The organism is Candidatus Woesearchaeota archaeon, assembly GCA_016192995.1.
Classification (GTDB): Archaea; Nanobdellota; Nanobdellia; order Woesearchaeales; family DSVV01; genus JACPTB01.
Genome location: JACPTB010000012.1, coordinates 1 through 21,492 on the forward strand (window position 1 = coordinate 1; position 21,492 = coordinate 21,492).

The 21,492-nt window shown below is 33.4% G+C and carries 21 protein-coding genes and 1 tRNA gene; 4 read left to right on the top strand and 18 right to left on the bottom strand.

Annotation, left to right across the window (positions count from 1 at the left end; translation table 11 throughout):
• The 4 genes from HYY69_07625 to HYY69_07640 form a co-directional block, all read right to left on the bottom strand.
• The coding region (locus HYY69_07625) for an NFACT family protein (protein MBI3033319.1) at window positions 1-943 on the bottom strand (943 nt) is incomplete at its 3' end.
• Window positions 944-989: 46 nt separating this feature from the next.
• Window positions 990-1,739, bottom strand: coding sequence for an ABC transporter permease (locus HYY69_07630; GenBank protein MBI3033320.1), 750 nt, complete (start codon window positions 1,737-1,739; stop codon window positions 990-992).
• Window positions 1,736-2,500, bottom strand: coding sequence for an ABC transporter ATP-binding protein (locus HYY69_07635; protein MBI3033321.1), 765 nt, complete (start codon window positions 2,498-2,500; stop codon window positions 1,736-1,738). The genes HYY69_07630 and HYY69_07635 overlap by 4 nt, the downstream gene beginning before the upstream one ends.
• Before the next feature lie 23 nt (window positions 2,501-2,523).
• On the bottom strand, window positions 2,524-3,531 hold the full coding sequence (locus tag HYY69_07640; protein ID MBI3033322.1) for an ABC transporter substrate-binding protein: 1,008 nt from the start codon (window positions 3,529-3,531) through the stop codon (window positions 2,524-2,526).
• 94 nt (window positions 3,532-3,625) lie between these two features.
• Here HYY69_07640 and HYY69_07645 point away from each other — a divergent pair, with 94 nt between their 5' ends.
• Entirely contained in the window at window positions 3,626-4,381 is a 756-nt protein-coding gene (locus HYY69_07645) for a hypothetical protein (GenBank protein ID MBI3033323.1), read from the top strand.
• A gap of 64 nt (window positions 4,382-4,445) precedes the next feature.
• Here HYY69_07645 and glmS read toward each other — a convergent pair whose 3' ends face one another.
• From glmS to HYY69_07665, 4 genes are read right to left on the bottom strand one after another with little or no spacing between them, the layout of a single operon-like run.
• On the bottom strand, window positions 4,446-6,197 hold the full coding sequence (gene glmS, locus HYY69_07650; protein ID MBI3033324.1) for a glutamine--fructose-6-phosphate transaminase (isomerizing): 1,752 nt from the start codon (window positions 6,195-6,197) through the stop codon (window positions 4,446-4,448).
• Between the two features lie 16 nt (window positions 6,198-6,213).
• Window positions 6,214-6,867: an HAD family phosphatase gene (locus HYY69_07655; GenBank protein MBI3033325.1), complete on the bottom strand. Its 654-nt coding sequence runs from the start codon at window positions 6,865-6,867 to the stop codon at window positions 6,214-6,216.
• Window positions 6,864-8,120, bottom strand: a complete 1,257-nt coding sequence (locus HYY69_07660; protein ID MBI3033326.1) for an NTP transferase domain-containing protein — start codon at window positions 8,118-8,120, stop codon at window positions 6,864-6,866. The genes HYY69_07655 and HYY69_07660 overlap by 4 nt, the downstream gene beginning before the upstream one ends.
• Window positions 8,117-9,487, bottom strand: a complete 1,371-nt coding sequence (locus HYY69_07665; protein MBI3033327.1) for a phosphoglucosamine mutase — start codon at window positions 9,485-9,487, stop codon at window positions 8,117-8,119. Before HYY69_07665 ends, HYY69_07660 begins: the two co-directional genes overlap by 4 nt.
• 112 nt (window positions 9,488-9,599) lie before the next feature.
• Here HYY69_07665 and HYY69_07670 point away from each other — a divergent pair, with 112 nt between their 5' ends.
• The gene (locus HYY69_07670; GenBank protein ID MBI3033328.1) at window positions 9,600-10,547 is read left to right on the top strand and encodes a helix-turn-helix domain-containing protein; all 948 of its coding nucleotides are present in this window, start codon (window positions 9,600-9,602) and stop codon (window positions 10,545-10,547) included.
• Window positions 10,548-11,141: 594 nt separating this feature from the next.
• Complete coding sequence (locus HYY69_07675) at window positions 11,142-12,344, top strand: hypothetical protein (GenBank protein ID MBI3033329.1); 1,203 nt, start codon at window positions 11,142-11,144, stop codon at window positions 12,342-12,344.
• 56 nt (window positions 12,345-12,400) lie between these two features.
• On the opposite strand, the gene HYY69_07680 is transcribed toward HYY69_07675, so the two are convergent.
• The 7 genes from HYY69_07680 to HYY69_07710 form a co-directional block, all read right to left on the bottom strand.
• Window positions 12,401-13,267 (bottom strand): hypothetical protein, encoded by an 867-nt coding sequence (locus HYY69_07680; GenBank protein MBI3033330.1) that lies wholly within the window; start codon window positions 13,265-13,267, stop codon window positions 12,401-12,403.
• 186 nt (window positions 13,268-13,453) lie between these two features.
• Window positions 13,454-13,924, bottom strand: coding sequence for an AAA family ATPase (locus tag HYY69_07685; protein MBI3033331.1), 471 nt, complete (start codon window positions 13,922-13,924; stop codon window positions 13,454-13,456).
• A gap of 2 nt (window positions 13,925-13,926) precedes the next feature.
• Complete coding sequence (locus HYY69_07690; GenBank protein ID MBI3033332.1) at window positions 13,927-14,487, bottom strand: hypothetical protein; 561 nt, start codon at window positions 14,485-14,487, stop codon at window positions 13,927-13,929.
• Window positions 14,488-14,540: 53 nt separating this feature from the next.
• Complete coding sequence (locus HYY69_07695; protein ID MBI3033333.1) at window positions 14,541-16,721, bottom strand: hypothetical protein; 2,181 nt, start codon at window positions 16,719-16,721, stop codon at window positions 14,541-14,543.
• Window positions 16,722-16,813: 92 nt separating this feature from the next.
• On the bottom strand, window positions 16,814-17,275 hold the full coding sequence (locus tag HYY69_07700; GenBank protein ID MBI3033334.1) for a hypothetical protein: 462 nt from the start codon (window positions 17,273-17,275) through the stop codon (window positions 16,814-16,816).
• A gap of 230 nt (window positions 17,276-17,505) precedes the next feature.
• Window positions 17,506-17,578 (bottom strand) — tRNA-Thr (locus HYY69_07705).
• Between the two features lie 58 nt (window positions 17,579-17,636).
• On the bottom strand, window positions 17,637-18,221 hold the full coding sequence (locus HYY69_07710; protein MBI3033335.1) for a hypothetical protein: 585 nt from the start codon (window positions 18,219-18,221) through the stop codon (window positions 17,637-17,639).
• Window positions 18,222-18,473: 252 nt separating this feature from the next.
• Here HYY69_07710 and HYY69_07715 point away from each other — a divergent pair, with 252 nt between their 5' ends.
• Window positions 18,474-19,673 (top strand): redox-regulated ATPase YchF, encoded by a 1,200-nt coding sequence (locus tag HYY69_07715; protein MBI3033336.1) that lies wholly within the window; start codon window positions 18,474-18,476, stop codon window positions 19,671-19,673.
• A 209-nt stretch (window positions 19,674-19,882) separates the two neighbouring features.
• On the opposite strand, the gene HYY69_07720 is transcribed toward HYY69_07715, so the two are convergent.
• The 3 genes from HYY69_07720 to HYY69_07730 all read right to left on the bottom strand — a co-directional run bounded on the left by HYY69_07720 (window position 19,883) and on the right by HYY69_07730 (window position 21,432).
• Entirely contained in the window at window positions 19,883-20,305 is a 423-nt protein-coding gene (locus HYY69_07720; GenBank protein MBI3033337.1) for a hypothetical protein, read from the bottom strand.
• A 24-nt stretch (window positions 20,306-20,329) separates the two neighbouring features.
• Window positions 20,330-20,698 (bottom strand): DUF2073 domain-containing protein, encoded by a 369-nt coding sequence (locus tag HYY69_07725; GenBank protein ID MBI3033338.1) that lies wholly within the window; start codon window positions 20,696-20,698, stop codon window positions 20,330-20,332.
• 101 nt (window positions 20,699-20,799) lie between these two features.
• Window positions 20,800-21,432 (bottom strand): GTP-binding protein, encoded by a 633-nt coding sequence (locus tag HYY69_07730; protein ID MBI3033339.1) that lies wholly within the window; start codon window positions 21,430-21,432, stop codon window positions 20,800-20,802.
• Window positions 21,433-21,492 lie beyond the last annotated feature (60 nt).

A 21,492-nucleotide genomic window follows, 5' to 3' on the forward strand; every position in this document is an offset into this window, starting at 1 on the left:
CGAGAATATCCTTAATCAATTGGTAATGCTGATAGATAGCTTCACCTTTTTCCTGATTTTCTTTAATCTCCTGCTCTAATTTATTTACTTGAGTCTGCTGGCGTTTGATAATAACTTCTGCTTTACTCAAATGCTGTGTTTTCTTTTGCTGCTGGACTTGTTTTTGCGAGATAATAGTTTGTTCAGTTAATTCTTTGTCAAGCGCTTCATTAAAAGAGGCATATTTTTCTGGATCATAAGGTTTATATTCTAGTTTTTGCAAGTGTTGAAGTTCTTTGTATAATCTATTTGCTTCCTTATCATCGAGTGTTGTTTTATTTTTATCGATATTAGCGTTTTTGCAAAGTTCTTCAGCATATACTCCTCCTAAACCAAGATCTAGCGCTAAAGCTTTCACTATTGATTCTTTATCAGTTGCTTTGATTAATTCTTTGAGCTGGTCTTTTGCTAACGTTAAAAAATTGTATTTTAATGAAGGATGCTCATATTTTAAACCGCCACGAATTGTTCGTTCTTTCCAATTTTGATTGGAGAATGGTGAGAGAATTTTGTAATCCTGATCACAAAGAATAATATTTCCTTTGGAAAATAATTCTAACATTAAATGGTATGTTTTTTCTTTAACCTCAAACGTAAAGTCTAAAATACGTTCAAAATCTATCTGTTTAATTGCCCGCAACCGAGTGTTGTTTAAATGACGGCGTAAGAATAAACAAAATCCATGTGGCTTTTCAGGCATTTCCTGCTTTGTTTCAGTAAGATATAAAAAGTCTGGAACAACAACCCGAAGTATTTTCTTACCAGTGTTTGGAAGATGAAACTGTACTAGAAGTTCCTGCTGTTCTGGCAGAAGGTAGATTTTCTCGACTTTTGCATTTATCAAACTAGGTTGTAATTCTTTGATTAAGATTGCTAATTCCAAGGCTGAGAGTGAACGAGGCATTTTAGGATTAAACTAAATATGATTTATAAAGTTTTGTTAGATTTATTTATTTCCCTGACCAATGCACATATTTATTTTCAATCAACAGAAATATCAAATTAATCATATAACCAATTACGCCTGTTAGCAAAATAACTGCATAAACGCCTTTAATATTATAGATATATTGAAAATCAATTATTTTCCTTCCTAAACCAGCATACGTTCCAATAAACATTTCTGTTACAATGATTATGACCAATGATAAACTCAGTGCTGTTCTTAGTCCTACAAATATCTGTGGTAAACTTTCCCAAAAATAGATGTGTTTTAATAATTGTATTTTTGTTGCACCCATAAGTTTAGCAGCCAATGCTCTCGATGGTTTAATGTGCATTACACCGTAGGCTGTGTTAAACACAATAATTAGTAATGATGCAAATGCCGCAACAGCAATTTTAGATTTATCATCAATACCGAAAATTAATAGGAATAAGGGAAACATTGCTGTGGCTGGAATTGATCTAAAAAAATCAATAACGAATTCAAAGTGTTTATAAATTTTCTTCGATGATCCTAATAATATACCTGTAGGAATACCTATTACCATTGCTATTAAAAATGCGAGACAGGTTCTTTTAAGTGTGAGCAGTATGTCAATGATGATGTTTTCTTCAGAGATTAATCTTAATAATTCTTTGAATGTTTCTAATGGTGTTGGAAGAAAAAATTGATTTATTAAGCTAAATACTGATATCATAAACCATACCAACAAAATAATAAGAGGACCAATTAAAAAATTAAATTTAATTTTCATTGTAAAGCCTCTTTGAATAACAATAATACTTTGTCTTTAGTTTGATTATAAATTTCAGAACTTAAAAATGAAATATCACGCGGATATGGCGCTCCATTGTTTATTACACCTATGATTTGTGTAGGATTTTTTGAAAAAACAATGATTTTATTTGCAAGATGCACAGCTTCTTCTATGTTGTGAGTTATAACTAAAATAGTAGGATTATATTTGAGATAATAATCCTGCAGATAAGTCCTTAATAACAAATTGTTTTCATAATCCAATGCTGAAAAGGGTTCATCAATCAATAATAATTTTGGCTTATTGACTAATGCTCTTGCAAAAGCAATTATTTGCTGCTGACCACCGCTCAGTTCATAAGGGTATTTTTCAAAGTTAAATTTAATATCCAACATTTTTCGAAGTTCATCAATTATTTTTACGTTTTCAGCGGTGTTTTGATTCTGATCAGTCTTATCTCCGTTTTGAATCATTAAAGGAAAAAAGAGATTATCGTATATAGTTGACCATGGCAATAGAGAATCCCTATAGTTTTGAAATACATAACTTATTTCCTGCTGTTTGAAATTTAACCTACATTCACCATGGTCTTTTTCAACAAGATTTGCAATAATATTCAGGATTGTTGATTTACCACAGCCATTGGGTCCAAAAAATGCAACTATATCTCCTTGATTAATATCAAAAGAAAGATCTTGAAAAATAAGTTGTTTACCAAACATCTTTTTCAAGTGCGATACTGCTATAGCGGTTTCCATGGACTCCCTTCAACAAGAGTGACTTATTTACAATACAATAAGTCATCTATGTTTATCGTCCCATCAATAACACCATATTTAGTAAATAAAGAATAAAACTTTGTAATTGAGCTTATATCTTTATCATCTAAGTGATTACATAATTTAAAATCGACTAATGGAACGCTCCCTATAAATTCGTCAGGAAGAGAAGTGTATCTTTTGAGATATTTTCTGTACTCATTAGGATTTTGATTTATCTCCTGTATAGTTCTTTCAAAAATTGCAATTACTTTTTTTGCTGTTTCAGGATTTTCTTCAGCAAACTTAGTTGTTACTACGCCTGCACCTGCATAAAACGGATCTGCAATCATTTGCTTAGCTGGAGCTTTTATCCATAATTTAGCTACTCCTTTAGCTACTGCAATTGTTGGCTGTGGTTCAAGCGCAAGAAGAGCATCAACTTGATGAGAAGCTATTGCTTGTACTTGTACACTTGGCGCTAATTCTACTATCGTAACATCCTTATCCATGTCTAATCCATTTTGAGTTAGAATTTCTCTCGTAATAGTTCTCCATTGAATAGTTCCTGCATTAATACCTAAACGTTTGCCTTTAAGCTCCTTAATGGAAGTAGTAGAAGTGATACTGCTATCAATAGGCACAATAAGATTTTCTCCAGCATTATCTCCTGTTTCTCCCGAAACTGCCCATACTAATATTTTATTGGGATTTTTGTAATTTGCAATACCGGTTATTCCTAATGCAGTACTTCCATCGCCAAAATCAATTTGATCTTGCAATAATGCATCAATTATTTGATTCGGAGCTTCAAATTTTACCAACTCGACGTCAAGACCTGCATCTTTAAAATAACCTTTTTCTAGAGCAACATATAAAGGTAAGCCATGGATAATGGGTAAATTTCCAATTCTTACTTTTGCTGTTTCTGTTAGACTATCGATTTTTATTAAAGAATACCATGTTACAGCGATTGCAATAATCAAAACAATAATGCAAGATATTATTATTATTGATTTCTGTTTCATCATTGATAGAATCGAAAACACCCTCTTAAATATTATTACCCCCTACAGTGGTGATAAAAGAAAGATTTATATGTACTTGAGGATATCTTTATTCATTATGGATCAAGAACAATTACTTAGCCAACTAGGATTATCGCAAAATGAAATAAAAGTATATTTTGGATTGTTAACCTTAGGAACAACTACGACAACACCTCTTGTTCGCGCAGTAAAGATTCCTATTTCAAAGATTTATCCTACTCTTGAAAAATTACTTCATAAAGGACTTGTTTCTTATATTATCAAAAATAATGTCAAATATTTTCAAGCGACTGATCCTGAGAAACTACTTGAACTTATTGGAAATAAACAAAAAGATCTTCTTCAACAAAAACAACAATTAGAAAAACTTATTCCACAACTTAAACTTAAGCAGCAAGAAACTCCTGAAAAAGAAGAAGCAACCATTTACGAAGGAATTAAAGGATTGGAGACGGTGTATGATGATTTATTGCGTTCTATGGAGAAAGGGGATGAATATTATGTGATTAATCTGCATCCTCAAGATAATTATCAGAGATACCAACTATTTTATCGTAAATATCATATGAAGCGCGATGCAAAAGGCGTCCATGTTCATATTTTAACCCATACTTCCCAAAAAAAGCTTGCAAAAACTATTTTCAAAGGATTACATCATTGCTCACTACGCTTTACTTCTGAAGCATTACCATCAAGCATGCTGATCTATAAAAATAAAGTTGCTACACTTCTCCTTAGAGAAGATCCTGTTATTATTGTTGTTGAATCTCAACAAAATACTCAACAATACAAGCATTTTTTTCAGACCTTGTGGAAACAGGGGAAGAAATGACATTATTTATAATGAACAAAGAGAACTTCTTGATAACGTTGAATCATACTATTTCTGAAGAGATTTAAAGTACCGTTACACTCTTGGCCAAATTTCTTGGCTTGTCTATTTCTCGTTTAAGAAGTACAGCAATATAATAACTCAATAAATGTCCTATAATGCCTGCGTAAATTGCGAACTCTGCATCACAACATTGTGGAACAACAAATTCTTCAGCAAATTTCGTTGTTGTTTTGTTATTAACAATGGTGATAACCTGCGCTCCTCTTGCTTCAACTTCTTTACACGCTGAAATCATGTCAGGATTATTATTAGGAATTAAACTTATAACAGGCGTTCCTTCCTCTATCAACGCAATTGTGCCATGTTTTAATTCTCCTGCCATCATTCCTTCTGCATGAATATATGGTATTTCTTTTAGTTTTAATGCAATCTCTCGCGCCATCGGATAAGAAATTCCTTTGCCAAGCACAAAAATATCTTTTTTCATATGCAATTGTTTTGCTAATTGTTTTGTTTTATCTTCGTTCATCGTTATTGTTTCCTGAATACGATGAGCTATTTTTGGCAAATGTGTTTCATACCCTAATCTTCGACCAATTTCTAGCATCATAATAACCTGGTTGGTGAAAGCTTTTGTTGAAGCAACACAGATTTCAGGACCTGCAAGGATTTGCAAAGCGACATCACTCATTCTTTGAATCGTTGAAAAAGGTACATTGACCACTGCTATAATTTTTGCTCCTTGGGCTTTTGCATGCTTCAATACTGAAACAACATCCATGGTTTCACCGCTTTGCGATATTGCGATAGCAACAGTATCTGGATCAAAAGCTACAAAATTCTCAAGCTCAGAAGCAATATTTGAACGCGCGTTATACCCCATTTTTGTGAGAAGAATCGCACCTATCAAAGATGCATGATAACTTGTACCGCAAGCAACAAACACTATTTTTTTTGCTTTTTTTATTAGATCAACAACCTTTTTCAAAGGGTGTTGTTGCGTTGTTGTAAAAGAATTTATCAAACGCGCGCTTGTTGCCGGCTGTTCTTTGATTTCTTTAATCATATAATGAGGATATTGTTCTTTAGTTGTTTCTTCTTTCGTCCATTCAAAAATGGTTGGTTGCTTAGATATCGTTTTACCTTCATGGTTATAAAATTGATAGCTGTTTTGGTTGATAATAGCAAATTCATCATCATCAAAGAATACTGCTTTATTTGTTTCATCAGAAAAAGCATAAATGTCAGAACCGATAATGAATTTATCGCTGCAAATACCTAAGGCAAGAGGAGAATCACGCTTTAAGGCAAGTATTTTTGGGGTATTTTTTTGAAGAACAAGAATAGCAAACTGGCCTTTAATTGTTTTGATAAAATCAACACACGCTTCTTTTTCTTTTTTTGTTTTTAATGCTTCTTCGAAAAAATGCGCAATTACCTCTGAATCTGTTTCTGTGGTGAAAACATGACCTTTGTTCTGAAGCTGCAACTTTAATTCTTCAAAATTTTCAATGATACCATTATGAACAATAATAATATTGCCATCACACGACGTATGAGGATGGGCGTTTGTTTGTGTTACACCACCATGCGTTGACCAACGCGTATGCGCTATGCCAATAGTTGCTTTTGCTTGTTCGCTGATTTTTTCGACAAATGGCTGGATATGACCGATATCTTTTTCAATAATTCCTTCTTTTGTTGCAAAACCTACTGAATCATAACCACGATATTCCATCCTTTTCAGCCGCTGGAGGAGTTCGTGCTTTATTGAAAATGGTTTATTTGCAATAATTCCTGTAATACCGCACATTTATGACACCCCCATACTACATTACCCCAAACAAGGTAATAATATTTCCATTAATTTCTGTCAAATTGTTGACGACAAGATCTGCTTCACTCAAGTTGCTTGCAGTGAATGAGTTGGTAACTGCTATGGTGTGCGTGCCAGCAGCTTTTGCGGATGTCAAACCTGCAATAGAATCTTCAATAACAATGCATTCTTCTGGCTGAAGCTGTAATTGCTCAATGGTTTTTTGATAGGGTTCTGGGTGTGGTTTTGGATGCTGAACATCATCGCCGCATACCAAAACAGGGAAATTATGCTTAAGATTAAATTTTTCAAGAACAAATTGTGTATAAAAACGACTTGAAGAGGTGGTTATCGCTAATTTCATATTCTTTCCTTTTACCATAGTTAAAAAAGTTCTAAATCCATGAAATAATTTTAATTTTTCTCTCATAAGCTCGAACAATATATTATCTCTTTGTTTGATAAAGTCTTCAACTGTTGGCTGAAGATTAAAGTCATGTTTTACGTTTTCAAAAAACTGCTTATCATGCACCCCAATAAAACGACTAATATAGCTGTGATCTATGTTCTTGCCATGAAGAGCTACGGTTTTTTGAAGTGCTTTAATATGCAATGGTTCTGAATCAATAATTACTCCATCTAAATCAAAAATAACTGCTTTAATCATGTTTTTTGCCTTTTTTCTTTTTTATCTACAGTAACTACTTCACCAGCTCCTGTTGTAACATTAGGCCAAAGCTTTCTCCCTGGATTAATAGATGTATGTACACCCGTATGAACACCATCACTTACAATAGTGCCTAACTTTCTTTCTCCTGTATCTATTAATTTACCGTTAATCTCACTTTTGATGTTTACGTTGTCGTGTCTTAGGTTGGCAGTAATAGTACCTGCTCCAAAATTAATATTATCACCAAGAACTGAATCACCTACATAACTGAGATGACCTACTACTGCATGATTACCAAGAATTGAAGCTTTAACTTCTACTGCATTGCCTACTTTGCTTTTGTTGCCTATTGATGTTGGACCTCGAATATAGCAGTTTGGACCTATAATGCAGTCTTCACCAATAACTACTTTGCCTTCAATGTAGGTACCTGATTTAAGTATAGAACCTTTACCAACAACAATATTACCTTTAATACTCACATTATCTTCAATAACTGCGTCTTTGCTGATATTATTTTGGTTTATTTGTGATAAAAAGTGAGTATTTGCATCAAGCAATGACCAACTATATGTTATAGGGAGCCAATTCTCAGCTTCTACGGTAAAAATATCTTTTTCTTTTGCCATCATTGATATTAAGTCAACAAAATCATATTCTCCTCGTGATGATTTTTTAAGCTTGTCTTTGTAGTTAAAGATGGTTTTATCCAAATGAAAGACACCAATATTTGCAAGATCGCCTATGACATGAGCTGGCTTTTCTACAATTGATGTTACTTTGTTTCCTTTATTGTTTTTTTCGGTTAAAACAATCCCAAAATGTTCAGGATGAGGAACTTTTTTTACCAGCATGGCATACTGATGCTGTAATAATTGTTCTATATCATTTCTAAAATAAATATCATCACCATACATAAACAAAAATGTATCTTTAATATAAGGTTCAGTGACGAGAAATGCGCTTCCTGTGCCATTGATATTTGGCTGCTCAACATAGGTTATTTTCATCCCTCCATAAGAATCACCAACTGCATCAATGATTTGTTCCTTGAGATAATTAACAACAATAATCACTTCATCAACAAGTCCTTTGAGGTTGTCAAGAAAATAAAAAATAATTGGTTTATTTGCCACGGACAATAATGTTTTTGGCTTTGTCAAGGTAAGAGGATAGGTGCGCGTGCTTTTTCCCGCACAAAGAATAACTGCTTGCATTTTCTTTTCCGTCTTTGCTTCACTTTTCTTCATAGATTAACACCAACTTCTTGTTTTATGAAACCAGCGAGATCTTCAGCGATCATCTTGACCTGATCTTGTTGTTTACCTTCGACCATGATCCTGCAAATCATTTCTGTGCCTGAATATCTTATTAATATCCTTCCTTCTGTTCCGAGCAATTGTTCATACTCCTTAAGTTTAGAAGTAAACTTAGGCAAAGTGCCTAATGGTTTCTTTTCTTGCACTTGAATGTTGATTAATACTTGTGGATATTTTTTGAAGTTATCAACTAATTCTGACATCTTTTTGTTTGTTTTACTAAGAATCTCCACTATTTTTAATGCTGAGACAATACCATCGCCCGTAGTATTATAATCGCCAAAAATAATATGACCTGAAGCCTCACCACCAAAATTATACCCTTTATTTTTCATTACTTCAATAACATATCTGTCACCATTTTGTGTTCTTACCACCTTGCCACCTATTGAAGCAAGGTAATTATCTAATGCAAGATTGCTATATTCAGTGACGACTACTGTTTTGTGTTTTAAAGTGTTTTCAACGAGCATTTGTTGAGCGCAAAGCGCTAGGATGTAATCACCATCTACGACGTTGCTTTTCTGATCAATGACCACAACTCTGTCAGCATCTCCATCAAAAGCAAAGCCAATATCAGCTTTAACTTCCATGACTTTTTTTTGAATTTGCTCGGGATGCATTGCTCCACAATGATCATTAATGTTTAAACCATTTGGTGCATCGTTAATAACGATAACTTCAAATCCTAATTCTTTTAACATCATCGGAGCAACTGAGTAACTTGCACCATTTGCGCAGTCAAGCACAATCTTCAGTTTTCGTTTAGGAAAATCCTTTATTGTGCTTTTAGCAAACTCAATGTATCTGCCCTTTGCATGGTCAATTCTGTAGGCCTTTCCTAAATTTTCAGGCGCAACATGATCTGTTGAAAGATGATTATGTATAACAAGCTGCTCTATTTCTTGCTCTAATGCATCTGAAAGTTTATAGCCATCCGAAGAAAAGAATTTAATACCATTATCTGAAGCTGGATTGTGGGAAGCTGTAATCATAATGCCTGCATCTGCTGCAAAACTTTTCGTTAAATGAGCAATGGCTGGAGTTGGCAAAGGACCGACTAAATACACATCAACACCCATGCTGCAAAAACCTGATGTTAATGCTGTTTCAAAAACATAACCGCTAATCCTCGTATCTTTACCAATAATAACTTTGCATTTTTCACCATCCTTATTTTTTTGCTTAAGCAATACTTTAGCTGCAGCTTGCCCTAGCTTCAAAGCTATTTCAGGAGTCATGGGAAAGCGATTTGCTTTTCCCCTTACGCCATCAGTTCCAAATAGTTGTTTTACCATACAGCAAACTCAGTTTGCTTGTAATTTATAAATACTATTCAAAAAAAATTTATAGTAATATTATAAATTTATTCATAATAATATAAAAATATTTAAATACCATTATATTATTATGAATAAATTTATGGATCAAGAACAATATTTCATGATTAAAAAGGATGGTAAATTACAGTACAGTGATGCCTTATTTCTCGAACATCCAGAGGATATTAAGCTATTAAGCCATGAGGTTAAAATAAATATTTTACAGCTATTGCAGGGAAAACCACTTTATGCTATTGAAATAGCTAAAGAATTAGGTGTGCATGAACAAAACGTGTATTATCACTTAAATCAATTGATCCAAGCAGGTGTTTTACAAGTAGTTGAGAAAAAAGATATCAGAGGAACTACTGCAAAAAGGTATGCACCCAAACATCCTAATATTGGCATTTCTTTAGGCGGAATTTATAAGGATTTAAGCCAGCTTTCTCAAAAGAATACAAATCAGCTATTAACTCACTTTTTTAAAGGTTTTATAGCTGAAAATGAGTTCAAAGGACAGATTATTATAGGGAGCCCTGATCCTCACGGAGAACATAAAGCACGAGCAAGAGATGGACATTACGCTATCGAGATAGGAATGCTGCTTGGGCAGCTTATCTCTGTGCAAAAAGGATTTTCTACAGTATTGGATGTTAATGCTGATTTAAGCAAGATTAAATATGCCCTTGTGATAGGGGGGCCCGTTACTAATTTAATTGCTGCTAAGATAAATTCTTATGCTCCTGCAAAATTCAATAATAAACAACCATGGTGTATTATTACCCAAAAAGAAGATTATACTGAAGAAAGTGTAGGTGTAATCACTAAGTTCAAAAACCCATGGCATGAAGATGGTATGATCATCTCTATTGCTGGCGTAGGAAATTCTGGTACAAGAAGTGCCATTTTAAGCATTATAATGCATTATAATGAGTTATTAAGCCATTATAATGGCAAAGAACCTTGGTTTAAGATTGTCCAAGGATTTGATTTAGATGGCGATGGAAGCATAGATTCTGTGGAAATTTTAGAGTAAATAACTGTTTTTTACTCACTTTTAGATAGAATAATGGAATTTCGCGAGTTTAGAACCTTACTCTTCTCAATAGAATTCATTTTGAATGCATGATCATATTTGAGAGGTTAATAGAATGGTAAAAAGACCAATAAAAGAGCGTTACAATACATTATAATGTGCATTGTAATGCGTTATAATGCATTGCAATGCATTATAATGGCAAATTGAGCTTTTCTTTAAAACAATTTTATGGAAGAGAAAATAAACGAGAAAGTTCAGCAACAAAAACAAGCATTTTTACGCAAAAAATGAAGCGAATGATATTAAAAGTGAGGCATAAATTGAATAAAGTATTAAAAAAGACAGGAGGTTACATGATAAATAATAAAATAACCTAAGAATAGTACAGGATAAGCATTATAATGCATTGCCAATGTTGGCAATGTAATGAAGATAATGTTAATAATGTTGGCAATGCCCATGAGTAAATGCTAGTCCAAGATAGTTATTACGGTGTTTAAACGTGTTATAATGCATTATAATGGCTACTGAAAAAGTGGTGTTGCCAAAAAAAACGAATATTTATATCTGTATCCAAATATCTTTTTCCTAATGAGATTTTCACGCTATGTAACACTATTAGCAGCTATTGCAGGATTTCTCGCTCCAGGAATTATTTCGAAGCAACAAAATATCTCCCTTAACCCTACAATAGGGGCAGCTTTAAGAGGATGCATCCCTACGTCATTGAAAGAGATATATACCCAAATTGCTTTGAAGGGTAATGCAGCTACCTTAGATTCTTTGTTATCTAAATATGATGGATCAGCAAATATTAAGGAAAAAGATTCGATTTTTGAAAAACATATTCCTGATTCTACATCTGAAGATAAAAGGAGAGAACTTCAAGTTTTAACACATATGTTTTGGGTTGAAATAACTGGTGCTGTGCCGTGGTCAGTACATGATTATTCACCTTTAGAAATACAGGCTCTTCATGATTCTGATCCATTAGCGTATAACATTGGCTTTGAAAGGAGTAGGAGTAGTGGTGATTATAACCCTTATCGCGGTTCAAGAATCCTTTCAGAAACATATAAAGTTTATCCGTTGGTGAAGAAAATTATAGGTGATGCACAAAGTCATGAAGAAGCAGCTTGTGCACTGATTACATGGGCACAAAAAAATTTTTTTCATTATGCTGCTGGAACAACTGATAAAAATAATCAAATGTGGCCACAATGTGATGAAATAAAGGTATGGAAAACACCTTATGCTTGTGATAATGCTCTAAAAGATCCCCATGTTTCAATTGAAGATGTTTTTAAAGATAGAGGTATAGGTTGCCATATAGGAACTATGGTTCTTGCAACAATGTTTAGGTCAATAAATATTCCTGCAGACTATGTTCGTGATACATTTGGTCACGCTTCTCTTTATTTACCGACACTTGATAGATTTGTTCACGGAGATATAATTGCATTTGGTGAAGCTATACCCTGTGGTAAGGTAATCATGACTGAAGAAGAATTAGTTAAACAAACACAAGGTGACTATGGTGGTTATAATCTATTTGAGGGTGGAGATATAGTTTTTAATTTGTATTCCATACAATTATTAAGAACGCAAGAAGGATTATATATCAAAGGAAATCTTCCAAAAAAATCAACACCCGCATTAGAATATGTTTTAAGAACGCTTAGTGAATACAAGATTAAGATTGGTGAAACAACTGATCCAAACGAAAATTTTAGCGACTGGGAAGGTTGGGGTGCTGTTACGAGTAAAATTGTTCCAGTTATACCATTAGAGTGAAGTAATATTCGTTATGCTGAGATAAGAAAAAGTAAAATAAAAAAATAACTCTTTGCTCATAACACCTGCAAATTATACACTTTCTTAATCCTTTCTTTATTCGTAATGGTGAATAGCTTTATTCCTGATGGTAACATATGCTCTTCAACTAAATTCTTACGCTTGAGAATGTTCATATTAACACGCACGGTATTAATACTATGGCCGGTTTTCGCTGCAATCTGAGCATAATTCATAGGTTCTGATTGATTAAATAAAAAGCTTAATAATTTCTTTTCAGGAGAGGTTAAATCAGATTGATACCCAGAGACAACTGATGGAATAGGCTGCAATGGTTGAAATATTGGTTGGACGGGTTGCTGTGATCGTTGCATATGTTGTATAGGAACTTCATGACTAAGATGTTCTTCATGACGAACAGCACGCTGTTCAAGCAATTTCTTCTTCTCTTTTGCTTCTCGTATTTTTTCAGCGTCCAATAATAGTTTAACCTCATTCATAAGCTGTTCTCTCAGCTTTTGCTCATCAACTTTAGGATGATTCTTAATCAGCTCATAAATATCTTTAATATTTTTGTTATATAAAAGAAATGCTTTGCTTACATTTTCTTCAAGAGTTTTTATTCTATTTTCAAGGGCTTTGTTATTAGCATGAAGAAAATCGATCCATTTAGACATATGAGCAATATGCGTGTTTGTTTTGCTTTTATTGGCTTCATGGGATATTTTTAAATCAGTATGTGTTTTTGTTATTTCTTTATGCGCTTGAGCTAATGTTTGGTGGGATTGGTGCAAATAAGAAATCCATTTGTTTTGATTTTCAATATCTTTACGTAGATTAGTAAAAGAAGCTGCTATCTGATTACGCATCATAGCTAATTGTGCAAGCTTTTTATCCTCTTTTTCTCCTAATAACCAACCCATGGATATTTTTAGAAGATATGGTTATATAAAGTTTTTGCTGGTTTGGCTCTGGTGAAAATCTCGGCATAGCCTCGGTTTTGGCATCAGTTCGGCTTTTAATGTAATTATGGATTGGATTTTTCTCTCTGGCACTCCGAAAAATCCCCATGAGTAAACTTTAAGAGCCTCACGAAAAGATGCCAAAAACTACATTTTCACCAGAGCTGCTGGTTTTGAGGTATTAATTATCTTAATTTTATGTCCAAGCTCTTGCGCTTCATGATAACAAATGTCGAATATCTCCGCATCAAGATTTTCTCTGATTTTAGCTGCATTATAATGTCTTTTTTTTAATCGTGTTTGCAATTCTTTTAGATTTGTTTTTGTGATAATACAAAGAGTCACATACTTTGGCGGTAGATAATGAGCAAGATGAGAATCAATGATAAGATCTTTCTTTGTTTTATTTGCTGCGGTAATATACTTTATGAGAATTTTATTCAATTTTTTAATATTTATTAGTTTACACTTAGACCTTTTATCATAGCCTTCACTTAACTTATGTTTTGTTATAACATGGGTTACATCAATATACTTTCCTTTGTTTAAGTTAGCTATTTTCTTAGCTATTGTTGTTTTTCCTGTTCCTGGTGTTCCTGAAACAATGATGATAACCATTTTTACCTCATATAACTTATATCGCCTGGCTTGAATATTTTTCTGAAAACATCGATAAAAACTTCTGATTGCACAGGAATACCTGCGCTAATAAATGCTTGCGCTAATTCTTTACCACAAAGCTCTTCATCTGCTTCTGATCTGAAATTAAGAAGGTTTTTCAAGGTATTTTCGCATAAAAAATCATTATTAAGCTGGAGAACGACTTTACTTCCTTGTTTTTGAATTGCACCTGTATTAAAATCCAAAATGATATCTTGGTATTGCCAAAGATTATTATTTTCTTTTACTGGTGAAAATCCATGTTTATAAAGTTCGTACATGATATATTTTTTGACAATATCTTTTGCTCCTGTATTTTCAAGATAAACCTCAAGATCTTGATCTACGAAATCATTAAAGCTCTTCTCTTCTGGAAATTCAGATTTTGACTCTTTTGGTTCAAGGGTTACAACCCTCCCTAAATAACCAACGACTTTTTGACGCGCGCCTTTTTTAGTCCATTGATTAACAACAGCATAAGCATAATAGAATTGTTTGATTTTCTTTATGCGAATAAACATAGAGTTAATTAGGCACTATGATTTATAAGTTTTATTATACTAGTTCGATTATACTATTTAAATACTTCTTCAAAGACTGCATCAATATCCTCTTCGTTGTAGCTCTCGAGCAATTTCTTTTTCAATTCTTTTTTAGAATAATCTTTTTTCTTAACCAATTCAACAATATCAGCTTCTATTTTTAGGCGCTCGACAAGATGGTCTGCTGATGCGTGTTCATGTTTCGATTCGCTTTTTTGATCCTGTTTTTCTTTTTTCTCAGTTTTAGGCTCTTCAAGAAGTTTTTCTACTTTCTTTCCTGCTTTTTTAACTAAGGTTTGTAAATGCTTATATTCCTCTACTGACAGATCACCAGTATCAACATGATCACCACCTTTTACCTCTTTTTCACCAATTTCTTCTAATCTTTGAATAACATCTTCAGCTGAGCCGAGATTTTCTTTATCACTTACGTTAGTATGCTCTTTATCATGATGTTCTTCTTCATATTCTACTTCATTACCATGCTCATCTTTATGCGGCGATGACGAAAACTTGTCTTTGTATTTATGAAGCATTAATAAAAGAATAATAACGCCACCAACTATGAATGCGATTACATAAAATACTTGTTGTTTAATATCAGCCCAAGGACTTCCCAGTAGCATGATATTCATCATAACATTCTGACTTATAACATAAGGATTAAATTCTTTAATCGAAACAATAGTCTCATTTCCATATTTTAAGATGGTATCTGAAAAAAATGCCATGGCGCTAAACACCACTATGTCAGCAAATACACTGGCTTCAAGATCTTTAATCATAATACCGATAATAATACCTATGCTTGAGAATAAAGCTGTAATAAGGAATAAAGGAAGGATACTGAGATGGAAATGCGCAATAAATGCTTTTGTGGCAAAAAGTGAGAATACTACAAAAATAAAGATAGAAACAACGAGATTGAAAACAAACGTTGTTGCAAAAAATTCGACAAGGGTGTCATAAAATAATTGCGGTGATTTGAAAATGTCTACCTCAAACCTTTTTTCATGAATAAGATGCGTAGCAAGGAGCATTGTTACTAAGATTATAAGAAACAAATAAACACCTAACAATGCTGCTGAAGTATCAGTATTTTCAATGCTTTTAAGGGAACTTGGACTCTTTTGAGATAATGAAGTAGTTGGTGTATTTTCTAAGTTGTTTATTACTTCCTGAACAACTGAAAGCGTATTAACCATTGTATCCAAATTATTAGAAATTGCTTTTACTTTTTGGCTTAAACTGATTATCTGAGGCGACGCTGCGGTTCCGCTTGCAGGTTCAATCTTGCCTGAAGCATACGAAAGCGTGCTTTGGGCTTTGTTAATATCTGAGATTATAGTATCTAAACTTGTGTTTACTAACCCTGATTGCGCAGCAAGATCAGTTTTTAGTTCCTTCACTACATCATTTGCATCTTCAAGCAGTTCATTGACATTATCTTTTTGGCTTGATGATAAGTCTGAATCTTTAACTTCATCTTCAATGTCATCTAACTTATTAGTAACTTTCTCCAAACCCTTAAATGTTAGATCATTTAGATCTTCAAGATCTTTAAGAAGTTGGCTTTTAGAGCTTGAAAAATCCATCTGTTCAACAGTCACACTTGATCCAGGAGATCCGCTACCTTGAGAAGAACCACTTGCTCCACTGCTTATTATACCTTTTAATTCTTGTTCTAAAGCTAAAACTCCATTTTTTGTTTCATCAAGCTGCTTTTTCTGCTGATCTAGTCCTGTATTTAATTTACTAATATCATTAAGGAAGTTAAGTTTTACATCGCCAGATGAAAGAGAAGCCCCCTCTGTCGCAACAAACGACTTAAGTAATGAGCTTAAGTAAGGAATATTCTCACTACTCATGTAAATATGCATCGAACTAGTGTTTGACGTATTAGATTGCACTGATGCTAAACATGCATGAACAAGACCATATTTTACACTATAAACACATGCTTCTTCTGAAAGTAATTTTATGGTTAAAAATCCCTGTTGAGCAAAAGCTTGTTCATAAGTTTGAGATACATTGTTTGCATTAGGAAAATAGTAACCTACTTTCATAGTCATAGCTGTTTCTTCATTGAATGCAATTCCTAATAAGAGCACTAAGATTATAGGAATGAAAATAGCTACTAACACCCCAAGACGAGAATTTGAGATATTTTTAAGATTTGTAGTTATCTTTTGAAATAATTCCTGTAACTTCACTGGATCACCAATTTTTGATTTTTTTGGTATTTTAACTATATAAAACTTATTGTTTTTTCGAGTTTGCTGCATAATATTGATTATGCGACAAACTACCCTAAATAACCTAAATCTTCATGGAGCTGTTCTTCTTTTAACCAGCTGTCACGAATTTTTTCAAGAATAATCAGAATTTTTTCCCGAAGCTCTTGCCATTGCAGAGTTATTTTGCTTATAAACAATGCTTGCTCGTTTTTATCATTTTTAAGCAGAATAAATGTTGCGCTTCTCTGGAGATGCATAAGTTGTTTATAAACAATAATAATATCTTTACGTTCTTCTTCTGAAAATACCTTTGCTTCATGAAGGGAAGCTAATGACGCTTCAGGTTCAATAAGATTGTATATTATTTTCTCGTAATATTCAAGGTAATCAACAATATGTTTTAAGAGATCTGATAAAAGTGAGAGTTCTGTTGGTTCCAAACTGCATATATTGAACGAACTATTAAGTTGATCGAAACTTGGAAGCTTGTATTGTTGCTGTGCTTTTTCATAGATTTCTTTAAATTCCATACTTTGGAGGAATATGTAGTTGTATTTAAAGATATACTTATACTATTTTAAGGTATCATTGAAAAGTACGTAATAAGTCTTCTATGGTTTTAGTGCCGGTTCAGCTTTTGAAGTGTAGTTTTGATTGGATTTTTCTCTCTGGCACTCCGAAAAATCCCCAAAGTGAACTTAAGAAGAGCTTCACAATATAGGCACTAAAACCCCAGACTTATTACGTACATTGAAAAGAAAGCCTCCGGCGAGAATTGCACTCGCGACCTGCAGATTACAAGTCTGCCGCAATAGCTACTATGCTACGGAGGCATGGTGGTAAGAACAAACAAATGGTTTATAAATGTTATATTTTTACTGGTGAAAAATATTAAAAATTCTGATCGGGAAATCCAAGAGCAGGAGCAAATGGCTGTATTGGTGTAACAAAGGTATTTAATTCCATTTGACGTTTTACAAACTCTTGCAATTTATAAGCATCTTTTAACATATCTAGTTTGTGCTGTTCGAGCTGTTTTCGATAAAGACGTTTCCAGAATACGCTGAATATTGGGGCTAAAAACGGATTATTTCTAAACCTTTCTTTAACATCAACCTCTAACTTTGCTTTTACGAGAAATTCTACTTTTCCGGTAACTGCTTTAAACTTAAAATTTTGCTTGATCAATTCAACTTCAGTTAACCCTACACCATGAATGTCAAAAACAAATTTTTTTTTCACAAATGAATTTCCTTTAATGTCTTTTTCAGGTCTCCACCACACCCAGATCTCTTTTCCCCCTTTCTGTGTTCTTGTTTCAAACATAAAGGTCTCTGGAAATTCCGCATCACGACCTTTTGAATACTCTTCCCGATAGAAATAATCGTGCAATGCTATGTATACTTTGTTAATAACTATTTTATCAGTAGACTTTATTTCAAACTTTGCAACGAGTATATCAAATGGCTCTCCCATACTGTTTTAACAGTGTATGAATTTTATAAATGTTTTTACTAAATATAGGCTCTGCCCCGAATCTCGGCATAGCCTCGGTTTTGGTGCCGTGATTATCCCACTTGTGTATAAGAAGGAAAAAATTCCCATTGGAATTTCCTTTTTTCCCACGTATTACTTGAAGGATAATCACCAGCATGGCACCAAAAACTTTATTCTGGGCAGAGCCAATGATCAATAAACTATTTAAAACAACACTTTGTTCTTTAGCTTATGTTTATTGGAGTAGTAGGCAAGCCATCAGTGGGGAAAAGCACCTTTTTTAAGGCAGCAACATTAGCAAATGTAGATATTGCACCCTATCCTTTTACTACGATTAAACCTAATCATGCTATTGGTTTTGTCAAAGTTAAAGATGTTGCACTCGAGTTTGGAAAACACTCAAATCCCCGAACAGGATACTGTTTAGGAGATTATCGTTTTGTACCTATTGATCTAATGGATGTTGCTGGATTAGTTCCAGGAGCTCATAAAGGTTTAGGAATGGGAAATCAATTTCTTGATGATTTAAGGCAAGCAGATGTTTTAATTCATGTTATAGATATCTCTGGAAGTGTTGATGAGAAAGGTGAATCTGTTGAACCTGGAAGTTATGATCCTATTAATGATGTCTTGTTTCTTGAAGAAGAGCTTGATTTTTGGTATTTAGGAATTCTCAAAAAAGGATGGGACAAGTTTGCGCGCACGATTATTCAAGAAAAAAAATCTGTTGTTCTAGCTCTTGCTAAACAATTAAGCGGATTAAAAGTTACAGAACAAATGATCGATGCTGGTGTTAAGAAACTTTCATTGGATCCTTTTAAACCTACTTTGTGGCAAGAACAGGACTTGCATAGTTTAGCAAGATTTTTGCGAGAACAAACAAAACCCATGGTCATCGCTGCAAATAAAATTGATGTTCCTTGCGCAAAAGTAAATCTCATTAGAATTAAAGAGAAATTTCCCCAGTATTTGATTATTCCTTGTAGTTCTGAAAGCGAATTAGCACTGCGAGAAGCTTCCCGACATAATCTTATAGAGTATATACCTGGTGAAAAAACATTTACTGTTAAGAATTCTGAGAAATTAAGTGAGCAGCAGAAAAATGCCTTGTCCTTTATTCAACAAAACATTCTGCAAGAATATGGAAGCACGGGGGTACAAGAGGTTCTTAATACAGCTGTGTTTAGACTGTTGAAGTATATTGCTATTTTTCCCGGTGGTGTTAATAAACTCGAAGATAAAGATGGCAATGTATTACCTGATTGTTTTTTGATGCCTGAACAAACTACTGCATTAGATTTTGCTTATAGATTACATACTGATTTTGGGAAGCATTTTATTTGCGCAAAAGACTGTAAAACAAAGATGACTGTTGGGAAAGAACATCGTTTAAAACATTCTGATGTTGTTGAAATTGTAAGTGGGAAATAGAAGAAGGTAAGAGATTGATAGATTATAGGAATATACATAATGGATTATTTTATGTACGTAATAAGTCTTCTATTGTTTTAGTGCCAGTTCAGCTTTTGAAGTCTGCTTGAATTGGATTTTTCTCTCTGGCACTCCGAAAAATCCCCACACCTAAACTTGAAGAGCCTCACGAAATAGGCACTAAAACCCCAGACTTATTACGTACTATTTTATTCTTCTTCATGTTTATGATCTTCAATACCCAAATCATTCAGATCAAGATTTCGCTTAAAACTTTCGGCAATATCGATCACATACTTTCCTTCTTCTAATTTGTAAATCAAAGGATATTTCTTATTGAAAAGCCTTACTAAATCAAGCTCAAATTTTCCTGGTTCAAGAATTCTCACTGATTCAAGGTCGAGAACAACTGGCTGGTCTTCTTCAGTAATTTCATGACCTAACATTTCCGTAACATCTGTTTCAATTTGTTTTTTATCTTCTATGGTCAATTTATTTGTAATCACTTTTGCTTCTTCAAGACGTGCTTTTTTAATGTAGAAAAATAGCTTGCAACCACAGGTGCAACCAGAAAGGATTATACTTGATCCCTCATCGTATAGTATATTGCAACGAACACATTGGTGCGGCATAGTTTTACCTACAGTTTAACCAGACTACTTATTCTTCGTGAGAAGCTCAATCTTGTTAGGATCTTGCTTAATTTCTTTGACAATGCTTGCAGGACCAATAATAGTCAGTCCAATTCGATTCCCTAATAGCGTATTAATCATTTGATACTTTAACTTTCCTAAAAGATTAGCGTCTTTGTAATTTGGATAGACTACTCCTAATTCAATTCCTTTAAAAGTATTAGAAATATCCTGCATTGTTTTTTTGATTAGATCTGCTTCTTCTTCTCGTGTCAATCTTCCTTCTAATAACAGAATCTTATTAAGTTTAACTATATCGAGAAGTTTGCTAACTCTTTTGCTTGAGCTTAAGCTTTCAATTTCATGATATGGCACAAATTGCAATGTTAACATGTTTCAACCCTTTTTCGTAGCTGACCAGTAATTATGTTCCTATAATTCATAGTGTTGATTATTTATAAAGGTACTGGTCATACCTTTATAGTTATTATATTTTACCCTGCAAGCCCGAGCAATGCTTCATAAAATTGCTCCATTCCTTCGCCTTTTTTTGCTGAAATTCCTACAATTTCATATTGAGGAAATGCTGCCTGGATTTTTTTAATATCTGCTTTTTTTAAATCGATCTTGTTAGCGACAATCAACACAGGAATACTTCTTGCTTGAAGATTTCCAATAATAGTTATATTTACTTGAGTATAAGGATCTTTGGTAGCATCTAATATGATAATAACAACATCCATATTGTCTAACCATTTAATAGCATCAATTACACCTTTAGTTGCTTCTTTTGCTCTTGTTTTTGCTTCGGCTTCCTTCATACCAACTTTAATAAAATCTTCATAATCGATCTTAGTTGCAATTCCAGGTGTATCAACTAAATTAAATGAGAGTTCTTTATTTTTTGCTTTAATAGAAATTTGTTCTTTAACTTGAACTTCCCGAGTTTCATGAGCAATTGGGGACGAAGTTCCTAATTCTTCACCTAACCAATCCATACAAATTTTATTAGCTAATGTTGTTTTTCCACTATTCGGCGGACCATATAAACCTAACTTAATTTGCTTTTTCTTTCCAAAAAGATCACGAAACACTTTTCGAATAAATTGTTGTATTAATTTCAGCATGGTAACAAGAGTGCGTACCAGTGTGTACTATTTATAATTTTCTATTCTAAAGATTTATAT